This is a genomic window from Streptomyces sp. Ag109_G2-15 (assembly GCF_900215565.1).
In the GTDB taxonomy this organism is placed as follows: Bacteria; Actinomycetota; Actinomycetes; order Streptomycetales; family Streptomycetaceae; genus Streptomyces; species Streptomyces diastatochromogenes.
This window is the reverse complement of record NZ_OCNI01000001.1, coordinates 4,164,268-4,184,259: the sequence shown is the minus strand read 5'-3', so window position 1 is coordinate 4,184,259 and position 19,992 is coordinate 4,164,268. Positions and strand designations below refer to the sequence as shown.

21 protein-coding genes are annotated in these 19,992 nt (G+C 68.4%); 15 read left to right on the top strand and 6 right to left on the bottom strand.

Annotated features, from left to right (window positions below; translation table 11 throughout):
- The first annotated feature begins 132 nt into the window (after nucleotides 1-132).
- Both CRP49_RS18790 and CRP49_RS18785 read left to right on the top strand, forming a co-directional pair.
- Complete coding sequence (locus tag CRP49_RS18790) at nucleotides 133-3,297, top strand: DEAD/DEAH box helicase (RefSeq protein WP_097257436.1); 3,165 nt, start codon at nucleotides 133-135, stop codon at nucleotides 3,295-3,297.
- Nucleotides 3,298-3,453: 156 nt separating this feature from the next.
- Nucleotides 3,454-4,116: an HAD family hydrolase gene (locus CRP49_RS18785; protein ID WP_179851674.1), complete on the top strand. Its 663-nt coding sequence runs from the start codon at nucleotides 3,454-3,456 to the stop codon at nucleotides 4,114-4,116.
- Here the strand turns inward: CRP49_RS18785 and CRP49_RS18780 are convergent.
- Complete coding sequence (locus CRP49_RS18780) at nucleotides 4,097-5,374, bottom strand: transcriptional regulator (protein ID WP_097254407.1); 1,278 nt, start codon at nucleotides 5,372-5,374, stop codon at nucleotides 4,097-4,099. The genes CRP49_RS18785 and CRP49_RS18780 overlap by 20 nt on opposite strands.
- A gap of 190 nt (nucleotides 5,375-5,564) precedes the next feature.
- On the opposite strand from CRP49_RS18780, the gene CRP49_RS18775 reads away from it, so the two are divergent.
- From CRP49_RS18775 to CRP49_RS18760, 4 genes are all read left to right on the top strand, one after another.
- On the top strand, nucleotides 5,565-6,056 hold the full coding sequence (locus CRP49_RS18775; RefSeq protein WP_179851673.1) for a hypothetical protein: 492 nt from the start codon (nucleotides 5,565-5,567) through the stop codon (nucleotides 6,054-6,056).
- Between the two features lie 154 nt (nucleotides 6,057-6,210).
- The gene (locus tag CRP49_RS18770) at nucleotides 6,211-6,435 is read left to right on the top strand and encodes a DUF397 domain-containing protein (RefSeq protein WP_097254406.1); all 225 of its coding nucleotides are present in this window, start codon (nucleotides 6,211-6,213) and stop codon (nucleotides 6,433-6,435) included.
- Nucleotides 6,436-6,531: 96 nt separating this feature from the next.
- Nucleotides 6,532-7,014 (top strand): hypothetical protein, encoded by a 483-nt coding sequence (locus CRP49_RS18765; RefSeq protein WP_097254405.1) that lies wholly within the window; start codon nucleotides 6,532-6,534, stop codon nucleotides 7,012-7,014.
- Nucleotides 7,011-7,616, top strand: coding sequence for a DUF5753 domain-containing protein (locus CRP49_RS18760; RefSeq protein WP_097254404.1), 606 nt, complete (start codon nucleotides 7,011-7,013; stop codon nucleotides 7,614-7,616). The genes CRP49_RS18765 and CRP49_RS18760 overlap by 4 nt, the downstream gene beginning before the upstream one ends.
- Nucleotides 7,617-7,644: 28 nt before the next feature.
- Here the strand turns inward: CRP49_RS18760 and CRP49_RS18755 are convergent, their stop codons facing one another.
- Nucleotides 7,645-8,451, bottom strand: a complete 807-nt coding sequence (locus CRP49_RS18755; RefSeq protein ID WP_257033436.1) for an inositol monophosphatase — start codon at nucleotides 8,449-8,451, stop codon at nucleotides 7,645-7,647.
- Between the two features lie 228 nt (nucleotides 8,452-8,679).
- Between CRP49_RS18755 and CRP49_RS18750 the strand changes: the two genes are divergently transcribed.
- Nucleotides 8,680-9,870, top strand: coding sequence for a TIGR03118 family protein (locus tag CRP49_RS18750; protein WP_179851672.1), 1,191 nt, complete (start codon nucleotides 8,680-8,682; stop codon nucleotides 9,868-9,870).
- Between the two features lie 159 nt (nucleotides 9,871-10,029).
- Nucleotides 10,030-10,572 carry an MOSC domain-containing protein gene (locus CRP49_RS18745; RefSeq protein WP_097254402.1) on the top strand — a complete coding sequence of 181 codons (543 nt, stop codon included), beginning with the start codon at nucleotides 10,030-10,032 and terminating at the stop codon, nucleotides 10,570-10,572.
- Nucleotides 10,573-10,590: 18 nt separating this feature from the next.
- Here CRP49_RS18745 and CRP49_RS47915 read toward each other — a convergent pair whose 3' ends face one another.
- Complete coding sequence (locus tag CRP49_RS47915; protein WP_257033435.1) at nucleotides 10,591-10,713, bottom strand: alpha/beta fold hydrolase; 123 nt, start codon at nucleotides 10,711-10,713, stop codon at nucleotides 10,591-10,593.
- Between the two features lie 23 nt (nucleotides 10,714-10,736).
- On the bottom strand, nucleotides 10,737-11,078 hold the full coding sequence (locus tag CRP49_RS47910; RefSeq protein WP_257033434.1) for an alpha/beta fold hydrolase: 342 nt from the start codon (nucleotides 11,076-11,078) through the stop codon (nucleotides 10,737-10,739).
- A gap of 279 nt (nucleotides 11,079-11,357) precedes the next feature.
- Here CRP49_RS47910 and CRP49_RS18735 point away from each other — a divergent pair, with 279 nt between their 5' ends.
- The 3 genes from CRP49_RS18735 to CRP49_RS18725 all read left to right on the top strand — a co-directional run bounded on the left by CRP49_RS18735 (nucleotide 11,358) and on the right by CRP49_RS18725 (nucleotide 13,326).
- Nucleotides 11,358-12,686 carry a S8 family serine peptidase gene (locus CRP49_RS18735; RefSeq protein ID WP_097254400.1) on the top strand — a complete coding sequence of 443 codons (1,329 nt, stop codon included), beginning with the start codon at nucleotides 11,358-11,360 and terminating at the stop codon, nucleotides 12,684-12,686.
- Nucleotides 12,683-12,934: a hypothetical protein gene (locus CRP49_RS18730; RefSeq protein ID WP_097254399.1), complete on the top strand. Its 252-nt coding sequence runs from the start codon at nucleotides 12,683-12,685 to the stop codon at nucleotides 12,932-12,934. Before CRP49_RS18735 ends, CRP49_RS18730 begins: the two co-directional genes overlap by 4 nt.
- Before the next feature lie 89 nt (nucleotides 12,935-13,023).
- On the top strand, nucleotides 13,024-13,326 hold the full coding sequence (locus CRP49_RS18725) for a hypothetical protein (protein WP_094217821.1): 303 nt from the start codon (nucleotides 13,024-13,026) through the stop codon (nucleotides 13,324-13,326).
- 55 nt (nucleotides 13,327-13,381) lie between these two features.
- Here the strand turns inward: CRP49_RS18725 and CRP49_RS18720 are convergent, their stop codons facing one another.
- The gene (locus CRP49_RS18720) at nucleotides 13,382-14,356 is read right to left on the bottom strand and encodes a GlxA family transcriptional regulator (RefSeq protein ID WP_097254398.1); all 975 of its coding nucleotides are present in this window, start codon (nucleotides 14,354-14,356) and stop codon (nucleotides 13,382-13,384) included.
- A gap of 151 nt (nucleotides 14,357-14,507) precedes the next feature.
- On the opposite strand from CRP49_RS18720, the gene CRP49_RS18715 reads away from it, so the two are divergent.
- Together CRP49_RS18715 and CRP49_RS18710 are read left to right on the top strand one after the other, a co-directional pair.
- Nucleotides 14,508-14,957 carry a hypothetical protein gene (locus tag CRP49_RS18715; protein WP_097254397.1) on the top strand — a complete coding sequence of 150 codons (450 nt, stop codon included), beginning with the start codon at nucleotides 14,508-14,510 and terminating at the stop codon, nucleotides 14,955-14,957.
- A gap of 41 nt (nucleotides 14,958-14,998) precedes the next feature.
- The gene (locus tag CRP49_RS18710) at nucleotides 14,999-16,468 is read left to right on the top strand and encodes an alginate lyase family protein (protein ID WP_097257434.1); all 1,470 of its coding nucleotides are present in this window, start codon (nucleotides 14,999-15,001) and stop codon (nucleotides 16,466-16,468) included.
- Nucleotides 16,469-16,477: 9 nt separating this feature from the next.
- Here CRP49_RS18710 and CRP49_RS18705 read toward each other — a convergent pair whose 3' ends face one another.
- Nucleotides 16,478-17,842 carry an SGNH/GDSL hydrolase family protein gene (locus CRP49_RS18705; protein ID WP_257033433.1) on the bottom strand — a complete coding sequence of 455 codons (1,365 nt, stop codon included), beginning with the start codon at nucleotides 17,840-17,842 and terminating at the stop codon, nucleotides 16,478-16,480.
- 196 nt (nucleotides 17,843-18,038) lie between these two features.
- Here CRP49_RS18705 and CRP49_RS18700 point away from each other — a divergent pair, with 196 nt between their 5' ends.
- Both CRP49_RS18700 and rdgB read left to right on the top strand, forming a co-directional pair.
- A complete protein-coding gene (locus tag CRP49_RS18700) occupies nucleotides 18,039-19,352 on the top strand; it encodes a DUF445 domain-containing protein (protein WP_373560356.1) in 1,314 nt (437 codons plus the stop codon).
- 29 nt (nucleotides 19,353-19,381) lie between these two features.
- Nucleotides 19,382-19,984 carry an RdgB/HAM1 family non-canonical purine NTP pyrophosphatase gene (gene rdgB, locus CRP49_RS18695; protein ID WP_097254394.1) on the top strand — a complete coding sequence of 201 codons (603 nt, stop codon included), beginning with the start codon at nucleotides 19,382-19,384 and terminating at the stop codon, nucleotides 19,982-19,984.
- Nucleotides 19,985-19,992 lie beyond the last annotated feature (8 nt).

Here is a 19,992-nt window from a genome sequence, read left to right as displayed (position 1 = left end):
TCAGTTATTCCCCTCAATAGATCGACAACCGCACAGCTGGTGACCGAATCTGACCGACCTCAGACCCTGTCAGTGCTCCCTGGTAGAACGTCTGCATCGTCCATCGACATGCTCAGCCGGGGGTACAAGCCGATGTCTCAGAGCCGCCACGACGCATCTGCCCCAACCGATGGACTGTACGAACAGCTCATCACGTTGCGCTTCGAACAGCAGCTGAAGGAGCTTGCCGGCCTCGGCTGGCGCCCCGTGAGCGACACGGTGGGGCCGGAGTCGGTGCCGCACGTTCTGGCTCGACATGTCGCAGGCACCGTTCGGCGCGTACTGCAAAATCTCCCGGCCGAGGAACAGGTCTACGCGGCCAACCACATCCTTGAGTCCATCAGCACTCTGGAAGGTGCACAGGAGTGGGTAGACCTCGTCGCCGACGGCCCCCGCCAACTCCTTGCGCTTACACGGCAAGAGGCCCCGGGCGTCTTTGCCGTACGGCCCGGCATCCCACTCTCCGAAGCGGCACTCATCACCAATGCGCCCGAAGACCCGAGCCTCGGCTTCGAGCTGCGCGCCGAACTCGCCACTGCTGACCGTGTCGACCTGCTCTGCGCATTCGTGAAGTGGCACGGCTTGCGGATCATCGAGCAGTCGCTGAGGGCGGCCCGTGATCGAGATGTGCCGATACGGGTCATCACAACGACCTACATCGGGGCAACCGAACGGCGTGCGCTGGACCGCTTGGTGGAGGAGTTCAACGCCCAGGTCAAGGTCAACTACGAGACCCGATCCACGCGGCTGCACGCCAAAGCTTGGCTGTTCCGCCGCAAGAGCGGCTACGACACCGCCTATGTCGGCAGCTCCAACCTGTCCAAGGCTGCGCTGCTCGACGGCTTGGAGTGGAACGTACGACTGTCCTCCGTCGCCACACCGGACGTACTGCGCAAGTTCGATGCCACCTTCGAGGCCTACTGGAGTGATCCATCCTTCGAGACATACGACCCCAAGGCCGACGGAGGCCGCCTCCAAGAGGCGTTGGCGATCGCGGGCGGTACGTCGTCGACTACCGCCGCTGAACGAGGGATCACACTGTCCGGTCTGGAAGTACGGCCGTATCCACACCAGCGCGACATGCTGGAGCGGTTGGAGGTCGAGCGGGAGGTGCACGACAGGCACCGGAATCTACTCGTCGCCGCTACCGGCACCGGCAAGACAGTCATGGCTGCGCTCGACTACAAGCAGCTGCGAAAGAAGCATGGCCGTGACCTGCGTCTCCTGTTCGTCGCTCACCGCAAGGAGATTCTGCACCAGTCCCTTCGGACCTACCAAGATGTCTTGGTGGACCCGAACTTCGGTGAATCCCTCCACAGCGGCGAGATCCCAGAGCGCTGGACGCATGTGTTCGCCAGCGTGCAGTCCTTGAATGCTCGGGCCCTCAATCGGCTCGCGCCTGATCACTTCGATGTGATCGTGATCGACGAGTTCCACCATGGGACCTCACCGACGTACCGGAAGATCCTCGACCACTTCGAGCCGTTGGAGCTGCTGGGGCTCACTGCGACGCCTGAGCGCATGGACGGCAAGAACGTCCAGGACGAGTTCTTCGGTGGGCGGATCTCTGCCGAGATGCGGCTGTGGGAGGCGCTGGAGAATGATCTACTCAGCCCCTTCCACTACTTCGGCATCAGCGACAACACCGATCTCAGTACGGTGGAGTGGAAGCGAGGGGCGTACGACCCCAGCGCGTTGAGCAACATGCTGTCGAGTGATGTGAGGCGCGCAGGGCTGGTCGTCAAGGCTGTACAGGAGAAGATCGCCGAGCCGGGTGCCATGCGAGCACTGGGATTCTGCGTATCGGTGCTGCACGCGGAGTTCATGGCAGACGCCTTCCGTATGGCCGGCCTCAGTGCCATGGCCCTGTCCGGAGAGACTCCCGCAGAGCAGCGCAAGCAGGCGCTGGCAGACCTGAGGTCAGGGACCCTGCAGGTGATCTTCTCGGTCGACCTCTTCAATGAGGGGCTCGACATCCCTGACGTAGACACACTGCTCCTCCTCCGCCCGACCTCCAGCGCCACGGTGTTCCTGCAACAGCTCGGCCGGGGGCTACGTCGCTCGGAGGACAAGGCCGTACTCACCGTGCTCGATTTCATCGGGCAGCACCGCAAGGAATTCCGCTTCGAGAACCAGTTCCGGGCGCTCACCAACCTGACCCGCAAGCGCCTGCTGGACAACATTGAGCACGACTTCCCTCAGCTACCGTCTGGCTGCCAGATCCTCCTTGAGGAGAAGGCGAAGAAAACCATCATCGCCAACATCAAAGAGCAGATCGGCGTCAACGTCACAGCACTGGCCCGCGAGGTCGCTGATTATGCAGAGCCAACGCTCAGCCGCTACCTGAACGAGAGCGGCCGCGAGCTCAAGGAGCTCTACCGCGGCACCGGCAACTCCTGGACTGGGCTCCTCCGCCGCTCAGGGCTCCTCAAGGGTGACGGGCCCGAAGGTGAAGCAGCGCTCCTCAAGCGCGTCTCGTCCTTCCTCCATGTGGACGACCCTTTGCGCGTGGCCGCCTACACCCAGATGTTGGAAGACAACGCTCCTGCCTACAGCGATCTCGACGAGCAGGGGCAGGCGTACGCCCGCATGCTCTTTTTCCAGCTCTGGCCGCTCGGCGGCGTAACGCGGAAGGGATTTGCCCACTACGACGCGGGGTTCGCGACGCTACGCAAGCAGCACGCGGTGCGGAGTGAGTTGCGCCAGGTACTTGCGCACAACCTCGCCCAGACCGAACACGTTCCGATCCCGCTCCTCGGAATGGGCAGCCACTCCGGCATCCCGTTGACCGTGCACGCGTCCTACACGCGCGAGGAAATCCTGCCCGCCCTCGGCCAATCCGCCATAGGTGGCTTCATGCCAGGGGACTTCCGCGAGGGGGTGAAGTGGTGCGAATCGATCAAGACCGACGCCCTGCTGATCACCCTGGACAAGGACGAGAAGGACTTCTCGCCACAGACCCGCTACCACGACTACGCGCTGAGCGAGACCCTCTTCCACTGGGAGTCGCAGAACCAGACTTCAGATACCTCCCCCACCGGCCTGCGCTATCAGCAGCATGCTGCCGAGGGCAGCCATGTACTGCTCTTTGTCCGTCGTTACAAGAGCACAGACATCGGCGGTGCACAGCCGTGGATGCTGCTGGGTCCGGCTGAGTACGTGGAGCACACCGGGAGCAAGCCGATGGCGATCACTTGGAAGCTGAAGCACCAGATCCCGGCGGACGTCTGGACGTACTCGGCGATCGCAGCCGGGTGACGTGTCACGGCGATTCGCTCACGGCATCGAACTCGGCCTCGAAGTGCATCTGAGCGCGGTCCAAAGCCTCATCCGCGTCGCAGCCATGAACTCGGAGCCAGTGCGGCTCATGGAGACGGCGAGGGTGGCCGGTCTGCTCCCCGCTACCCTTCCCCCATGATTCGCGCAGTGGTCTTCGACGTAGGCGAGTGCCTCGTGGACGAGACCCGGGAGTACGGGACCTGGGCCGACTGGCTGGGGGTGCCGCGTCACACGTTCCATGCGATGTTCGGGGCTGTCATCGCGCAGGGACGGGACTACCGGGACGTCTTCCAGGAGTTCCGGCCCGGATTCGACCTCTATGAGGAGCGGGAGAAGCGTGCCGCTGCTGGCCAGCCGGAGACCTTCGGCGAGGAGGACCTGTACTCGGACGTGCGACCGGCCCTGGCCAAGCTGCGAGCGGACGGACTGTGGCTCGGTATCGCCGGGAATCAGACCGTTCGTGCTGGACGAATCCTGCGCCGGTTGTTTTCACACGACGTCGATCTGATCGGTACGTCGGACGACTGGGGGGCTAGCAAGCCCGATCTTGAGTTCTTCAAGAGGGTCGCCGAGTCCGTGCCGTTCGAGGTAGAGGAGATCCTGTACGTCGGGGATCGGTGCGACAACGACATCCGACCGGCTCGTCAGGCCGGCATGCAGACCGCGCTAGTGCATCGCGGGCCCTGGGCCACGATTCAGTGGAGCACCCATGAGGCCAGGGAGCTGCCGACCTTCCAGGTCGAAAGTCTGCAGGAACTACCCCAGCGAATCAGTCAGTTCAACGCCCCAAGGCGCTGAGCGTCGTCGCCCAGTCGTACAGGCGGTCGTCGAGGTCACGGACACAGCGCTCATGCTGGTGGGGCGTGAGTGCGCGGCGAACCTCGCGTACTCGGTCCATGCCGGTGGCGTACCAAGTGATCGCCAACTGGTCGAGGGCCTGGCCTGCGTACCCGCACGCCTGTTCCGGGTTTCCTGACGCCACCTCCACGGCTGCCAAATCGCCGTAGATCACTGAGCGCTGTTTGTCCTCTGCGGCCGTCATCGAGGACAAGGCATGGAGCAAGCTCTCACGGGCCTGTGGGAGGTGCCCCGCGATCATCTGAGTGTTGCCCTTGAAGGCTGCCAGACGGGCCGGGGAGAACCAGTCCATCCACTCCGGCGACGAGTGGTCATTGCCGACCGCCAACACGTCCTCGGCGTGACCGATCAGGTTCAGTGCAGTGCGGGTGTTCCCACACCTGGTCTCGCATTCGGCCTCCACCGCGTCAAGCCAGGCCAGGAACTCTGCGGAGGTGGGAGCACGGCGGGCGTATGTGCGGGCTGCCGTCATGCGCTCCAGGGCTCCGTCACGGTCCGCCACCCAGCCCGGGACGAAAGCCATGTGCGCGATGATCGCCGAGCCGAGCAACGGGTCGTCGGCTTCCCCAGCGGCTTGCAGGGCCAGTAGGAGGGTGTCGGTTGCCCTGCTCGGTTCGCGAAGGTCGAAGAACTCGATTCGGCCCGCCAGAAGGTACGTCTCGGCCAGAGCGGTGGCCACCGTGCGACGAGTCGTGTCCCTCGTCTCTGGCAGCAGGGCACAGCCCAGAGCGGCGTGGGCGACAACTGCGGGGTGCAGCTGCGTTGGCGTGACGGACCAGTAGAGCCGACGGTGAGAACGCGTTACTGCCTGAAAGTCGGCTCCGGCCGTGTCGGGCTGTGGTGCCGCGCTGGCTCTGCCGGGCAGGACCGCCAGGCCCAGGGTCGCCGCGCCACCGGCGACCAGGGTGCGTCGCGAGTGGCCGGCCTGATGCGAGCCGTCGGAACCCCACGGCGGTGTGAAGCCAAGCGCCTCCATGCTCTGGCCCAGCAGATGGACGAGCACCCGCTGGCAGTCCGGCTGCGGCCACGGAGGACTGTCCGACTCCCATCGCCGGACCTGCCGCACCCCGATCGACAGCCCGCGAATGCCCATGCCCTTGGCGTGCCGAGTAAGGGCATCGGCCAGGTCCTGCTGCGAGTTGAACCCGGCGGCTACGCGAGCAGCCTTGAGTCGGACGTTGCCGGTGGGCCTGGGCACTTGGACACCTCCTACTGCTGGCTGCTCCAACAGTCCCATACTAAGTCCCTTGTTGGGCGCCGTTTACCCCATAAGGGGTAGACGGCGCCCTTCTTGAGTCCTCTCAGAGGCCTTTCCAAGCCCTCGAATATGTCGGGCACTTACAGAACGCTGTGTCCCATACCTGATCGGACCCAGGACAGGAGACAGGATGGATACACAGGCGGCCTTGGACAGAGCCATTGCCACGTGGCTCGCCCGAGCTCATCCGGCACCGGAGCGGGCGCGGTCCGAGTGGGCGATCCAGGGCGTCGCGCTCCTGCCTCTCGGCGATCGATTCGCAGCGGTGCGTGTGCCAGCCGACGTGGTTCATGCCGCCGTGGCTTCGAGTGACCGGGACCAGGTCGCGGCTGCTCTTGGCGAGAAACTGGGCGGTTCCATCATCTACGACAGCCGCGTCGCGGGTGGGACGTACTACGCCCTGATTCAGGGCCATGCGGGTCTGGTCTGGGCATACGACGACATCGCCACGTGCCTCGGGCACGGCACCTACCTCGGAGTGCCGCGGCTCGACCAGCAACAGCCGCCCGGCACGTACTGGGTGATTCCGCCGCGCTACGAGGGTGACCTGTGCGCACCGCGAACGATCATCCCTCTGATCGAGTTGGGCCGGTCCCGACTGGCCTCCCGCGCCGAGGCCTGACCGCATGGCCGTCGTCGCGTTGATGCCTGCGCTCCGCTGGGCGCAGCAAGGGCGCCGATCACTTAGGCATCCGCCCCCTCCCCATGAACTCCCGCCCACCACGGGCGGCGGCGGTCAGTCGTGGCCGCGATCAGCTGAGCAGGAAGGTGCAGTGATGCTGGACGGAACCAAGCTGTACGGGCTCGACATCAGCGGGGCCTCCTTCGTGAAGGCATGCGGAGGTCCCTGCACGGAGGGGTGCGTGACCCTGGCCCGGATCGGCGACGACGCCTGGGCGCTGGGTGACAGCAAGCGGCCGGATGTCGAGCCGCTTCGGTTCACGACGGAGGAGCTGACGGTGGCCGGCATCGATCCGGCGAGGTTCGGGCTGTCTGTCTGACGGTCCGTCTCCCTCACTACCGGTCTCGGCTCCCGCATGGGGCCGGGACCGGTCCCCCCTTCGGCCTTCGGCCTTCGACGCTCGGCAGGAACGACGGTGCATCACCACGGCTATCTATGGGTCGGAGCGAAAGAGCGCTTCGACCAGGAGGCCCTCCGGCGGCCTCCGCATCCCGAGCCGCCGCCGGCCGGAAGCAAGCCGGAGCTGATCCAGCGCTATCGCGAGGTGGCGGCGGAGTTCGCGTCCGTGGATCTGCCTCCGCTGGAGACGGCTTACTGGCTCGTCAAACCCCGTTCCTTGGTTCGCGGCACATGGGGTGAGGCGAAGGACGCTGCCGCCTGGATCGGGGCGCGCGTGGCCGAGTACGCGCCCCGGTTTGCCTCCGAAGGGGAGCGTCACTTCATCGATCTTGCCTTGTTGGCCAACTCCACTGCTGAGAAGCTGAGTTCGGGGGGCGATGTATCGCTCGGGTTCTATCTCGATCGACCCTCGTACCTGTCGCTTGCGGTGGTGACGTGTTCTCCGAACCGTACGAAGCCTGAACTGACCTGTCCCGTTGAGCAAGGAGAGACAGTGTGACCAGCTTGATTCCCTGGCAACAGCGGCTGTCCACCGGCACGGAAGACATCCAGGATGAAGTCATCCACTGGTACCAGCAGACGCGGCGCGGGAAGGCGTACGTTCCCGAGATGATTTGGGGCACGCTCCAGACCGAGGCCTACGCGAGCGTGATCCTCCGTAAGGTCGTCGAGTTTCTTGGCGTACCGGATGACGTGGCGGCTGGTGTAGCCAAGCGCATGGAGCGTCAGCAGGTCCTGCACGACGGGAAGCATCACTACGACGTGATCCTCGGCGAGCAAGCCCTGTACACGAATGTCGGTGGGCCGGAGGTCATGCGCGGGCAGATGGAACGCCTGCTCCGCGACATCGATCTGCCCTCGCTGACCCTCGGCGTCCTGCCCGCCACCGCCGAGGTGGGGGTGGTACCTGTGCCCGGCTTCAACATGTTCGACGGCGGGCGAGTCCACTACGAACTCGTGTCGTCCGGTGTGGACATCACTGACATAGACGAACTCGGCCTCCACAACAAGGCATTCGACGCCCTGAGCAGCGCGGCCAGCTATGGAGATGCCGCTGGCAGTCTGATCAGCAAGGCCCTGGCTTTCTGGAGCAAGGGGTAACGACCAGAATGCTGTGGGTGGCGGTTTTCTACGGCTTCTGCGGCTCTCCGTTCTGGATACTGCGCCACAGCTCCCCTACCTCCTCCGCCACCCCAGGCGCCGCCAGCAGCAAAGGCTCGTCATACGCCGGCACCCCCGGAAGTGCCACCGCCCCCGCCTCCACCGCGATCAGGTAGGCCGGAAGCCCGTCCACCGCATGGAATTCGCCGACGGCTGCGACGGTGGCTCGACCTGCAGCCACCTGGGCCAGGGAGAGCGCCGTCGAGCCCATCACCCTTGCCGTGCAGTGGCGGTGGGACAGGGCCGCCAGAAGGGCGTCCAGGCCCGGCCAGTGGGCGTGGGCTGCCCATTCCGTCAAGAACAGGTGGCCTGTGAGGGTGGTGTGGGCGGCCGCCCGGATGGGGACGCCGTTCAGGTGGGCGCCTCGTCCCCGGATCGCCGTGAAGGTTTCTCCTCGCCAAGGGTCGGCCACCAAGCCCAGCAGCGGGGTGCCATCGGGCGCCGCCAGGCCCAGGGAGAAGGAGCACCAGCCGATGCCGTGGGCGTAGTTCGTCGTGCCGTCCACCGGGTCGACCACCCAGTACGGGGCGTTCGGGGTCGCCGGCTCGTGGGTGCCGTATTCCTCGCCCTCGATGCCGTGGGTCGGGAAGGCCGCCCGCAGGACCGAGCGGACGTGCGCCTCGATGGTTTCGTCTGTCTGCGTGACGATGTCGGCCGGGCTTGCCTTCTCTCGTACCCCGCCGCCACGCGGGCGGCGGATCTCCTCTGATGCCCAGGCGGCCAGGTCGGTCGCCACTGCCAGGGCCCGGTCGAGTTCCAGGTCGTGGTCGCTCACAGGGGTTCACCGCCGGCGGTCGGGTCAGGGACGGTCCTGGGAAGGATGTCATGTCCCCGCGCTGGCGCTCCGGCTGGTCCAGCTGCGTCGGCTTCGCAGTCGCCGGCGGACAGCGGCGTCAAATTCCGTCCAACGATGCCGCACCCTGCGTGTCGCTTATGTATGCATTTGCTATTGCATGAGATTACTTCTATCGGTTTGTCACGTACTGGAACAGGAGTAATCCGCATGGCATCACAGGCACCCGCCCGCAAACCCCGTCCCGGTCTGCGGCGGCTGACCACGGTCTCGCTCGCTCTCGGCACGCTCGGCGCGCTCGTCGCCGCGGCGCCGCCCGGGGACGTGCCACGCGGGGCCGATCACGGGTTCCGGGAGCGCGATCTGGTGTCCGACATCCCGGGCAGGGCGGAGAAGACCGACCCGAACCTGGTCAACCCCTGGGGTCTGGCCAGCACGCCCGCCGGCAGCATCTTCGCCGCGGACAATGGCTCGGACTCGGCCACGAAGTACTCGGGCGCCCGGGACAACCAGCCGGTCAACATCCTCTCCCCGGTCGTGTCGATCCCCGAGGGCGGCGCCCCGACCGGGGTCGTACGCAACGACACCGACGACTTCCGCTTCACCGATCCCGGGTCAGGGAAGTCCGGGGTCGCCCGCTTCCTCTTCGCGGGTGAGAACGGTGACCTCTTCGCCTTCAGCTCGAACGTGAACCCGTTGAGCGCTGTCCGGGTCGCGCACGAGAACAGTGACGGCGAGAACGCCGTCTTCAAGGGCCTGACGATCGTGCCCGGCAAGAAGGAGCACGGGGACGACAAGAAGCACGGAGGGGACTGCAAGAAGGGCGGTAAGTGCCACGAGCCGCGCGTGCTGGTCGCGAACTTCCGTGACGCCCGCATCGACAGCTTCGACAAGAAGTTCCACCTTCTGCCGCCGGACGACCGATTCGAGGACCCCAACATCGAGAGCGGCTTCGCGCCGTTCGACGTCAAGCTGATCGGCAACAGGGTCTTCGTGACCTACGCCAAGCAGGACGCCGACAAGGAAGACGACGTGCCCGGTCCGGGCAACGGCTTCATCGACGTGTTCAGCACCGAGGGCAAGCTGCTCAAGCGCTTCGCGAGCCACGGCGTGCTCAACTCGCCCTGGGGGCTCGAGACGGCGCCCGAGAAGTTCGGGAAGTTCTCCGGTGACCTGCTCGTCGGCAACTTCGGAGACGGCAGGATCAACGTCTTCGACCTGAAGACCGGCCACTTCGAGGGAACCCTTCGGGACCGCAACGGGCACCCGATCGTGATCCCGGGGCTGTGGGGGCTCCAGCGCGGCACCAACAAGTCGGGCGGCCGGAACAGCGTCTGGTTCGCGGCGGGAATCAACGGCGAGAACAACGGACTCCTCGGCACCCTGCGCGCCGAGAAGTAGAGCGGGGAGTAGGCCGAGGAGTAGTACGAGTAGTACGTCGCCTCGCCCGCCCCCGGGTGCTCGCCCGGGGGCGGGTTAGGCTCACGGCTGATCTTGGAGCGCTGAGCGGACAGCGGAAGCGGACAACGGACAACAGACAGCAGAAGCGGGGGTTACGACATGGGTGGCACTGTCGCTGCCGTGAGCAGTAACGGGGAGTACTCCTTCACCAAGCCGAACCGGGAGAGCATCACCCTGCTCGCCGGGCTCGGGGTCGAGGGGGACGTGCATGCCGGGGTGACCGTCAAGCATCGGTCCCGGGTTGCCCAGGATCCGACTCAGCCCAACCTGCGCCAGGTGCACCTCATTCACGAGGAGCTGTTCGAGGGGGTCGCGGGGCGTGGGTTTCGGGTCGGAGCCGGGGAGCTGGGCGAGAACATCACCACCCGGGGGATCGATCTGCTGGGGCTGCCCACCGGGAGCCTCCTGCGGATCGGGGACCACGCCGTCGTCGAGGTGACCGGGCTGCGTAATCCCTGTGCTCAGATCGACAACTTTCAGCGCGGGCTGCTGAAGGAGGTCGTGGGGCGAGGGGACGACGGGCGCGTCTTCTACAAGGCCGGTGTCATGGGTGTGGTGAAGGTGGGGGGCGTTGTGCGGCCCGCAGATTCCATCGCCGTAGAGCTGCCTGACGGGCCCCACCGGCCGCTTGAGCGGGTCTGACGAGCGTTCAGGCAGGCTTCAGGTGCTGGCGGGCACGAACGCGGCTATCGCCTCGTACAGCTCCTTCGGACTGTCCAAGTGGACGTCGTGGCCCGCGTTCGGGATGACATTGAGTTGGGTCGAGGGGCGGCGGGATGTCATCTCCCTCGGCTCCCCCTCGCTCATCATGCCGCGGTCAGCAGTGCCGTCAGGCCGCCGAGGGACTGGCCCACCAGATGCGCCGACGGGATGTTCAGGTGGTCCAGCAGGGCTGCGGCGTCCCGCACCGCCGCCGCTCTCGTCATGTCCGCCGGCCTGCGCGTGCTGTCTCCGTGGCCCCTCGCGTCGTACCGCACCACTCGACGGCCGGCCCTCAGGAGGCGGGACGTCAGGTCGTCCCATTCGTACATCTGGCCCGCCAGGCCGTGGAGGAGGAACGGGCGGCGCCCGGCACTTGGTGGGACCTGGTCTCGGTAGGCGATGCTCGTGCCGTCCGAGGTGATGATACGGGCGACCGTGGCGGGCAACTTGCCCTCCTCTAGCGACAGTTCGTGCGGGGTCGCCCGCCGCCAGTGGTGTCCCGAGTTGCGCGGCCCCACCGGCGGGGTGACGGTGGATGAGGGGTGTTGACGGTGCCGATGGCACTGGGGGCGAGGGGCATCGTGTTCGTACTCGGCAGACCCGCGCGATTGTTGAATCGTTGAGTTGAGCCTGACCGGGGGTCGGCGCATGCCCGCGTTCTGAACATGCACAGCGACAGCGCCACGTGCACAGCGACAGCGCATGGCGCAGGAGCGGAGAAGGCAATGGCGAACGACATCGGCAGGCGCTTCGGCGGTGAGCCGCCCGAGCGGATGGGTGCCTCGGCAGAGCGGGGCGCGGAGTACACCGGACGGTACGTCGTCCTGCTGGACCAGGCGGACCCGGAGCGCGGGATGAACGCGCTGCGTTCCACCGCCGGTGTCGCGGCCGTGGAACGGGTCAGAGGAGCCGAGCCCGAGAGCGCGGCCGAGATGCTCGCACGGCCGGGCACCTCGGTGCTGTTCGACGAGCTGGCCGTCGCGGTGGTCGACGCGCAGCCGGATCAGCGGCACGCGCTGGTGACCACGGCCGAGGCGGAGCCCACGATCATCGCGGCCGAGCCGGAGCGCGTCGTATACGCCACGGTGATCACCGAGGCCCGGCAGGCGGTGACCGGGTTCTTCCCGGCCTACCGCAGCGACGAGCGGGAGCTGCAGCGGTTCACGCAGACCCAGGTCGCCGCGCAGATGGGCCCGTCCTGGGACGAGACGACCACGACCTGGGGCCTCCAGGCCATCCGCGCGAACCTGTCCGGGCAGACCGGGCGGGGTGTGAAGGTCGCCGTTCTGGACACCGGTGTGGACACCGACCATCCGGATCTGACCCGGTGCCTGGAGGAGACCGCCTCCTTCGTGCTCGGTCAGACCGTGGAGGACGGCAAGGGGCACGGCACGCACTGCATCGGGACCGTGGCCGGTCCGGCCAGGCCCGCGCAGGGTCCCCGCTACGGCGTCGCCACTGAGGCCCGGGTGCTCGCGGGCAAGGTGCTCGACAACAGCGGTCAGGGCACCGACGGTCAGGTCCTGGCGGGCATCGCCTGGGCGGTCTCGCACGGGGCACGCGTGATCTCCATGTCGTTCGGTGCCCCGGTCGACCCAGGCGAACTCTTCCCGCAGACGTACGAGCAGGTGGCGCAACGCGCGCTCCAGAAGGGCACCCTGATGGTCGCCGCGGCCGGCAACGAGAGCCGTCGGCCCGGTTTCGTCGCGGCTGTCGACCGCCCCGCCAACTGCCCGTCCATCCTCGCCGTGGCCGCGGTCGACAGGGCAATGGCGACCGCCTGGTTCTCCTGCGGCGCCATCAACGGCCAGGGCGGCGAGATCGACATCGCCGCGCCCGGCGTGGACGTGCTCTCGGCCGTCCCGAACGGCGGGCTGGCGCTGAAGTCCGGCACCAGCATGGCCACACCCCATGTCGCCGGCACCGCCGCCCTCATCGCCCAGGCGCATCCCGAGGCCTCGGCGACCGACCTGAGCAACCGGCTGCGGTCCGGGGCGTCTCCGCTGTCGCAGGGCGCCGATGAGATCGGCGCGGGTCTGCTGCAGGCCCCGTGAACAACCCGTCGCCCGGTTCGGAACCGGTCGGGGTCATCCTCTCCGTCGACCCCGACCGGTTCGCGCACGTGGTGGAGGCCCTGCGGCGGACCGGGCTGACCGTCACCGGGGAGCAGCCGGTCCTCGGGACGCTCGCGGGCACGATCGCCGAGGACCGGATCCCGGAACTGTCGCGCGTCGACGGCGTCGAGTCCGTCGACCGCGAGCGTACGTACCGTCTGCCGCCGCCGGACTCGCCCGTCGAGTAGCAGACGGAAACTTGACAGGCCTCGACTCAGGTTCGGTTCGCCTGCCGACCCCGGCGCTAGCCTCAGGGCACAGACAAAAGGAGGCAGGCATGGCGAAGGTTCCCAGCTCGGTGATCGCCGCGACCGGGCTCGTCGGTGGTTACGGCGTCGCCCGCTGGACCAAGAAGCGGCAGCTCGGCGGGGCCGTGCTGGCCGTCGCCGGTGCCGCCGCCGCGCAGCAGTGGCGCAAGCAGGCGGGCGGGGCGGCCGCCGGTGCGCTGACCGCCGCGTACGTCGCCGCGTTCGCCGGATCCCACCCGCTGGCGAAGAAGGTCGGCGCCTGGCCGTCGGTCTTCGGCGTCGCGGGCGCCGTGGCCCTGGCATCCTGGGCCGTCGCCGACCGCCGGGGCTGACCGGCAGAGCCCTCCCCGGCTCGTCGCCGACCAGCGAGCCTGAGCCGACAGAGCCCTACGACACCCCTACGACGCCCTCTTCCGCCGACCGGAACGACCGCCGATAGGCCTGCGGACTCGTCCCCACCACCCGGCGGAACCGTTCCCGGAAAGCCGTCGGGGAGCCGAAGCCCGCCTGGGCCGCGATCCGCTCCACCGGGTACGGCGTCGTCTCCAGCAGGTACTGCGCCCGCCGTACCCGCGCCCGGTGCAGCCACTGCAGCGGTGTTGTACCGGTCTGCTCGCGGAAGCGGCGGTTGAGGGTACGGCTGCTCATGCGGGCCTGTGCCGCGATCTCGTCCAGGGTGAGATCGCGGTCGCAGTTGTCCTGCAGCCAGGCCAGCACAGGCTCCAGCGTGGCACCGGCGGGCGCCGGAGGCAGGTCGTGGACGATGAACTGGGCCTGCCCGCCCTCCCGTTCCAGCGGCATCACGGACATCCGGGCCGCATGCGCGGCGACCGCCGAGCCGTGGTCCTTGCGGATCATGTGCAGGCACATGTCCATGGCCGCGGCCGCGCCCGCCGAGGTGAGGAACTGGCCGTTGTCGACGTAGAGCACGTTCGGGTCGACGGTGATCTTTGGATACATCGAGGCCAGATCCCCCGCCGCCCTCCAGTGCGTCGTCGCCCGCCGGCCGTCCAGCAGGCCCGTCGCCGCGAACACGAACGCGCCCACGCAGATCGACGCGATGCGCGTCCCGTTCGCCGCCGCCGCGCACACCGCCTCCGCGACGCCCGGCGGCAGCGGCACGGTCGGGTCGGCGACCCCCGGCAGCATGATCGTGTCCGCCTCGGCCAGCGCCTCCAGGCCGTACGGCGCCCGTACCGAGAAGACGCCGGCACCCGCGCTCACCTCCCCCTCCGGGGAGCAGACCCGCACCCGGTAGGCGGGCCTGCCGTCCGGCAGCCGGGCCCAGCCGAAGGTGTCGATCGGGACGGACAGGTCGAACGGGATCACCTGGTCCAGCGCCAGGACGGCCACGGTGTGCATGGCGGGAATGTAGCCCTACGACGGATTATCGCCAACCCGGCCAGGCGGCCAAGCCTCCCCTGATACCCGTAAAAACGAGTTGGCGAGAATCCGTCGCCCCCTGGCAATCCCGCCACTTCTCCGAGATCCCCCACTCCCCTAGCGTCCCCTCGTGACCAAGTTCCTCCTCGCCGTCCACGTCCTCGCCGCGATCGTCGCCATCGGGCCCGTCACCGTCGCCGCCAGCATGTTCCCGCCCGCCGCCCGCCGGGCCCTGGCCGCCCCGGACGACACCCGGGCCGCCGAGACGGTGCACCTGCTGCACCGGATCTGCAAGGTCTACGCCGTCGTCGGCGTCGTCGTCCCGGTCTTCGGGTTCGCCACCGCGAGCAACATGGGCGTGCTCGGCAGCGCCTGGCTGATCGTGTCCATCGCGCTCACGGCGCTGGCCGCCCTCGTGCTCGCCGCGCTGGTGCTGCCCGCCCAGACCGCGCTCGTGGAGGGCGAGGGCACCCGCGAGAAGACCGTACGACTGGCCATGTTCACCGGGGTGTTCAACCTGTTGTGGGCGGCCGTGACGATCCTGATGATCATCCGGCCGGGGTCGACGACCGGAGCTTGAACTTTCTGTTATCGGCGGCCGTTTCCGTGCGTCTCCAGGGCATGCACGTGACACCTCAGACCCTCAGCCGCCGGAGTCTCGTCAAGGCCGCGGGCGTCGCGACCGCGGCAACGGCCCTCGTGACGGCGCCGGCCGCCACGACACCGGCCGCCGCCGACACCGCCTTCGCGCACCCCGGTCTGCTGCACACCCGTGCCGACCTCGCCCGCATGGCGGCCAAGGTGAAGGCGGGCGCCGCGCCCTGGACCGCCGGGTACGCGAAGCTCACCGCCAACCGGCACGCGCAGAGCAGCTGGAAGGCCAACCCGCAGACGACCGTGTACCGGGGCGACGGCAGCCCGCAGAACTACGGGATCCTCTACAACGACATCCACGCCGCCTACCAGAACGCCCTGCGCCACCACGTCAGCGGGGAGCAGCAGTACGCCGACACGGCCGTGGCGATCCTCAACGCCTGGTCGCGCACGCTCACCTCCCTCGCCGGGTCCGCCGACCGCTTCCTCGCGGCCGGCCTGTACGGCTACCAGTTCGCCAACGCCGCCGAACTCGTCCGCGACCACCCCGACTTCGACCTCCCCGCCGCCAGAAAGGTCCTCCTGAACGTCTTCTCCCCGCTCAGCGAGTCCTTCCTCACCCGGCACAACGACGCCGTCATCACCAACTACTGGCCCAACTGGGACCTGTGCGCCCTCGCCTGCGTCCTGGCCACCGGCATCTTCTGCGACGACCGCGGCCGCGTCGAGAAGGCCGTCGAGTACTTCAAGCACGGCGCCGGCCTCGGCTCCGTCCAGCACGCCATCCCGGTCGTCCACCCCGACGGACTCGCCGAATGGCTGGAGGCCGGCCGCGACCAGGGCCACGCCCTGCTCGGCGTGAGCCTCATGGGCACCATCTGCGAGATGGCCTGGAACCAGGGCATCGACCTCTACGGCCACGACGACAGCCGCTTCCTCAAGGGCGCCCAGTACGTGGCCAAATGGAGCCTCGGGGAGTCCGTGCCGTACACGCCCAACACACGGAAGAAGGGTGCGGTCAACGGCTGGTCCGGGAGTGAGACGGCCACCGCCGCCGCTGCCGTCGACCCGGCCATGACCCGGCCGATCTGGGCGATGATCGCCAACCACTACACCAAGCGCCGCGGCCTGTCCGCCACCTACCTCACCCGGATCGCCGCCAAGGCCGCACCCGAGGGCGGCGGCGGGGACTACGGCCCCAACAGCGGCGGCTTCGACCAACTCGGCTTCGGGACACTCACCTTCACCCGCGACCGCAGCCCTCGCCCCCAGACCCCGCCCTCCCCCAGCGCGACCGCCGCAGGCTCCAGCCCGACCGCCGCGGGCTCCGCCCCCCGCCCGCAGACCCAGTCCACCGGCAAGCCCGACCACGACCTCGCCGCGACCGGCACCGCCGACATCCTCGGCTGGCTGGGGGCGGCGAGCGTCACCGCCATGGCCGGCGGACTGCTGCTGCTCCGGCGGCGGGACAAGGCCGCCCGGAACTCGGCACACTGACGCAGGCACCTACAGCTCCGCCTGCCCCGCCCCCTTGAGCGCGTTCAGGTCGAAGGCCTCACCCATCTTGTCGAAGCCCAGGTCGCTGGGGTGCAGATGGTCGCCGGAGTCGTACTCGGGGCGCAGGCGGCGGGGGTCGTAGGGGTCCCGGAGCGACTTGTCGAAGTCGACGACGGCGTCGTACACCCGGCCCGCCCGGATCTCGGCGTTCACCTGTTGGCGCACCTCCTCCCGGGCCGGGGTCCAGCCGCGGTGGCCCTCGAAGGGCATGAGGGTGGCGCCGACCACCTTCAGGCCGCGGGCGTGGGCCTGACGGACCAGGGTGCGCAGGCCGTCGGCGATCCGGTCCGGGTCGGCGAGGTGCGGGTTGCGCAGGATGTCGTTGATACCGAGGTCGATGACGACGACCTTGACGTTGGTCCGGGAGAGCACGTCCCGGCCGAAGCGGCCCAGGCCACTCTGGTTCTCCGCCGGGCGGCCCAGGCCGTCGGCGAGAACCTGGTTGCCGCTGATGCCCTCGTTGACGACGCCGTAGCGGGGCAGCGCCTCGCCGCTCTCGACGGCCGTGCGCAGGCGGCCCGCCAGGACGTCGGTCCAGCGGTGGTTGGCACCGACGGTGGAGGTTATGCCGTCGGTTATGGAGTCACCGAACACGACGACCGTGCCGGTGGCCTCGTTGCTCAGGACGTCCAGGGCCGTCAGATAGCGCCAGTACGGGGTCTGTTCGGTGTACGGGGTGCCGGTCGCGTCCTCCGTGCGGTCGCCCTGGGCGACGTACGACACCTGCCGCGCGTGCGGGTGGTACGTCACCGGGCCGGACGGGGTGGGCGAGTACGTGGTGACCAGGACGTCCGTGCCGTGCGGAATGGTCAGGCGCACGGCGTCGCTCAGCACCTGGCCGCCCGGCGGTATGACGACACTGGTGCCGCCGTTGAAGGTGAGGTGCCGCATCGTTTCCGCGTCGGCCGCGGCGGTGCCGTCACCCGCCGAGAGGGCGAGGGAGGCGTGCGTGACGGTCAGCGGGGACTGGCCGTACAGATTGGACAGCGTGATCCGGGCACTCGTCCCGCCCGTGCTCGCGTGCACCACGTTCCGCACCGAGCGGCCGGCCAGACCCTCCGTCTCCGTGCCCGGCTCGCCGCCCATGGGCGCCGTGGACCAGGCACCGACCCAGGTGCCGGTCGAGGCGGGAGCGACGGAGGAGTCGTGGTGCGGGCGGCCGCCGGCGAAGGCGCTGTGGGAGGTGCCGTCGTCGGCCCCCACGGTGACGTAGATGGCGGCGCACACGGCCACGACCAGCGCTACGAGCGCACTCAGGACGGCACGGTGCTTTGCGGGGGACACCCCCGCACCCCCGTTACGACGCTTGGTCACGCTGGTGTTGTTCTCCCCGGGAAATGGGAGCCCAAGGCTCCGATCCGAAGAGCCCATGATCTCTCACGGGCTCGGGAGATCTGACAGGACCCTGCCCAAAACCCCCGTCCACACAGACGCCGGGAACTCCTGTTCCGTTCCGGGAGTCGGTCAGGAAGGGACAATTGTGTGCGGGATCACCGAACGGGTGGAGCAGATGGAACGTACGGACACGGAAACACCGAGCCGGACCACGTCGTACCGGACCATGACCGCCTTCACCCCGGCCGACGAGGAGCGCCGGCGCGGGGTACGGCGCATGAAGCTGACGGCGACCGGACTACTGCTGTTCGTGGCGGTCGTCTACGTGCTCGCCACCTGGGCCTCGCACCAGGGCGCCGGACCCTGGGCGGGCTATGTGGCCGCCGCCGCCGAAGCCGGCATGGTCGGCGCCCTGGCCGACTGGTTCGCCGTCACCGCCCTCTTCCGGCACCCACTCGGCCTGCCCATCCCGCACACCGCGATCATCCCGACCAAGAAAGACCAGCTCGGCGTCTCGCTCGGCGAATTCGTCGGCGAGAACTTCCTCTCCGAGGACGTCGTACGACAACGACTGCGCGCCGTCGGCATCGGCAGCCGGCTCGGCGCCTGGCTCGCCGAACCCGAGCACGCCGACCGAGTCACCGCGGAACTGGCCACCGCACTCAGAGGCGCCCTGACCGTGCTGCGCGACTCCGATGTGCAGGCCGTCGTCGGAGAGGCCATCACCCGGCGCGCCGACGCCCAGGAGATCGCACCCGGCATCGGCAAGATGCTGGAGAAGATCGTGGCCGACGGCGGCCACAAACGGGTCGTCGACCTCGTCGTCACCCGCGCCCACGACTGGCTGGTCATGCACCGCGACGACGTGATGGTCGCCGTGGAGGGCGGCGCCCCCGGCTGGACCCCGCGATTCGTGGACCGCAAGGTAGGCGAACGCGTCTACAAGGAGCTGCTGCGCTTCGCCACCGAGATGCGCGACATGCCCTCCCACCCCGCACGCGGCGCCCTCGACCGCTTCCTCACCGACTTCGCCTCCGACCTCCAGTCCGACACGGACACCCGCGCGCGGGTCGAGCGGCTCAAGGGCGAGGTACTGGGCCGCGGCGAGGTGCAGGACCTGATCGCCTCCGCCTGGACGGCCGTACGCTCCATGATCGTCGCCGCGGCCGAGGACGAACGCAGCGAGCTGCGGCTGCGGGTACGGGCCGCCCTGCTGTCCCTGGGCTCCCGGATGGCCGCCGAACCCAAGGTGCAGGAGAAGGTCGACAGCTGGGTCGAGGGCGTGGCCGTGCACATCGTCACCACCTACCGCAAGGAGATCACCTCCCTGATCACCGACACCGTGGCCGGCTGGGACGCCGAGCACACCACCCGCAAGATCGAGGCCCACATCGGCCGCGACCTGCAGTTCATCCGCATCAACGGCACGGTGGTGGGCTCACTGGCAGGCCTGCTCATCTACGTCATCTCACGGGGGGTCGGAGCCTGACCCCCGACCTCCCAGGAATACTGACCCCCATGACCCGCCTGATCCTCGCCACCCGCAACGCCGGAAAGATCACCGAGCTGAGGGCGATCCTCGCCGAGTCCGGACTCCCCCACGAACTCGTCGGCGCGGACGCCTACCCCGACATCCCCGACGTCAAGGAAACCGGGGTGACGTTCGCGGAGAACGCCCTGTTGAAGGCCCACGCCCTGGCCCAGGCCACCGGCCTGCCCGCCGTCGCCGACGACTCCGGCCTCTGCGTCGACGTCCTGAACGGCGCCCCCGGCATCTTCTCCGCCCGCTGGGCAGGCCGCCACGGCGACGACAAGGCCAACCTGGAGCTGCTGCTGGCCCAGCTCTCCGACATCGCGGAGGAACACCGGGGCGCCCACTTCGCGTGTGCGGCGGCGCTGGCGTTGCCGGACGGGAGGGAACGGGTGGTCGAGGGCCGGCTGCGGGGTGTCCTGCGGCACGCCCCCTCGGGGACCAACGGCTTCGGCTACGACCCGATCCTGCAGCCGGAGGGCGAGACGCGGACTTGCGCCGAGCTGAGCCCCGAGGAGAAGAACGCCATCAGTCATCGGGGGGAGGCGTTTCGGGCGCTGGTGCCGGTTGTGCGGGAGTTGTTGGACTGAGGGCGCAA

Bases quoted from the DNA above. Each gene is read 5' to 3' on its own strand.
- CRP49_RS18790 (WP_097257436.1), top strand. From the start codon at position 133: ATGTCTCAGAGCCGCCACGACGCATCTGCCCCAACCGATGGACTGTAC.
- CRP49_RS18785 (WP_179851674.1), top strand. From the start codon at position 3,454: ATGATTCGCGCAGTGGTCTTCGACGTAGGCGAGTGCCTCGTGGACGAG.
- CRP49_RS18775 (WP_179851673.1), top strand. From the start codon at position 5,565: ATGGATACACAGGCGGCCTTGGACAGAGCCATTGCCACGTGGCTCGCC.
- CRP49_RS18770 (WP_097254406.1), top strand. From the start codon at position 6,211: ATGCTGGACGGAACCAAGCTGTACGGGCTCGACATCAGCGGGGCCTCC.
- CRP49_RS18750 (WP_179851672.1), top strand. From the start codon at position 8,680: ATGGCATCACAGGCACCCGCCCGCAAACCCCGTCCCGGTCTGCGGCGG.
- CRP49_RS18745 (WP_097254402.1), top strand. From the start codon at position 10,030: ATGGGTGGCACTGTCGCTGCCGTGAGCAGTAACGGGGAGTACTCCTTC.
- CRP49_RS47915 (WP_257033435.1), bottom strand. From the start codon at position 10,713: ATGACATCCCGCCGCCCCTCGACCCAACTCAATGTCATCCCGAACGCG.
- CRP49_RS18735 (WP_097254400.1), top strand. From the start codon at position 11,358: ATGGCGAACGACATCGGCAGGCGCTTCGGCGGTGAGCCGCCCGAGCGG.
- CRP49_RS18725 (WP_094217821.1), top strand. From the start codon at position 13,024: ATGGCGAAGGTTCCCAGCTCGGTGATCGCCGCGACCGGGCTCGTCGGT.
- CRP49_RS18720 (WP_097254398.1), bottom strand. From the start codon at position 14,356: ATGCACACCGTGGCCGTCCTGGCGCTGGACCAGGTGATCCCGTTCGAC.
- CRP49_RS18710 (WP_097257434.1), top strand. From the start codon at position 14,999: ATGCACGTGACACCTCAGACCCTCAGCCGCCGGAGTCTCGTCAAGGCC.
- CRP49_RS18700 (WP_373560356.1), top strand. From the start codon at position 18,039: ATGGAACGTACGGACACGGAAACACCGAGCCGGACCACGTCGTACCGG.
- rdgB (WP_097254394.1), top strand. From the start codon at position 19,382: ATGACCCGCCTGATCCTCGCCACCCGCAACGCCGGAAAGATCACCGAG.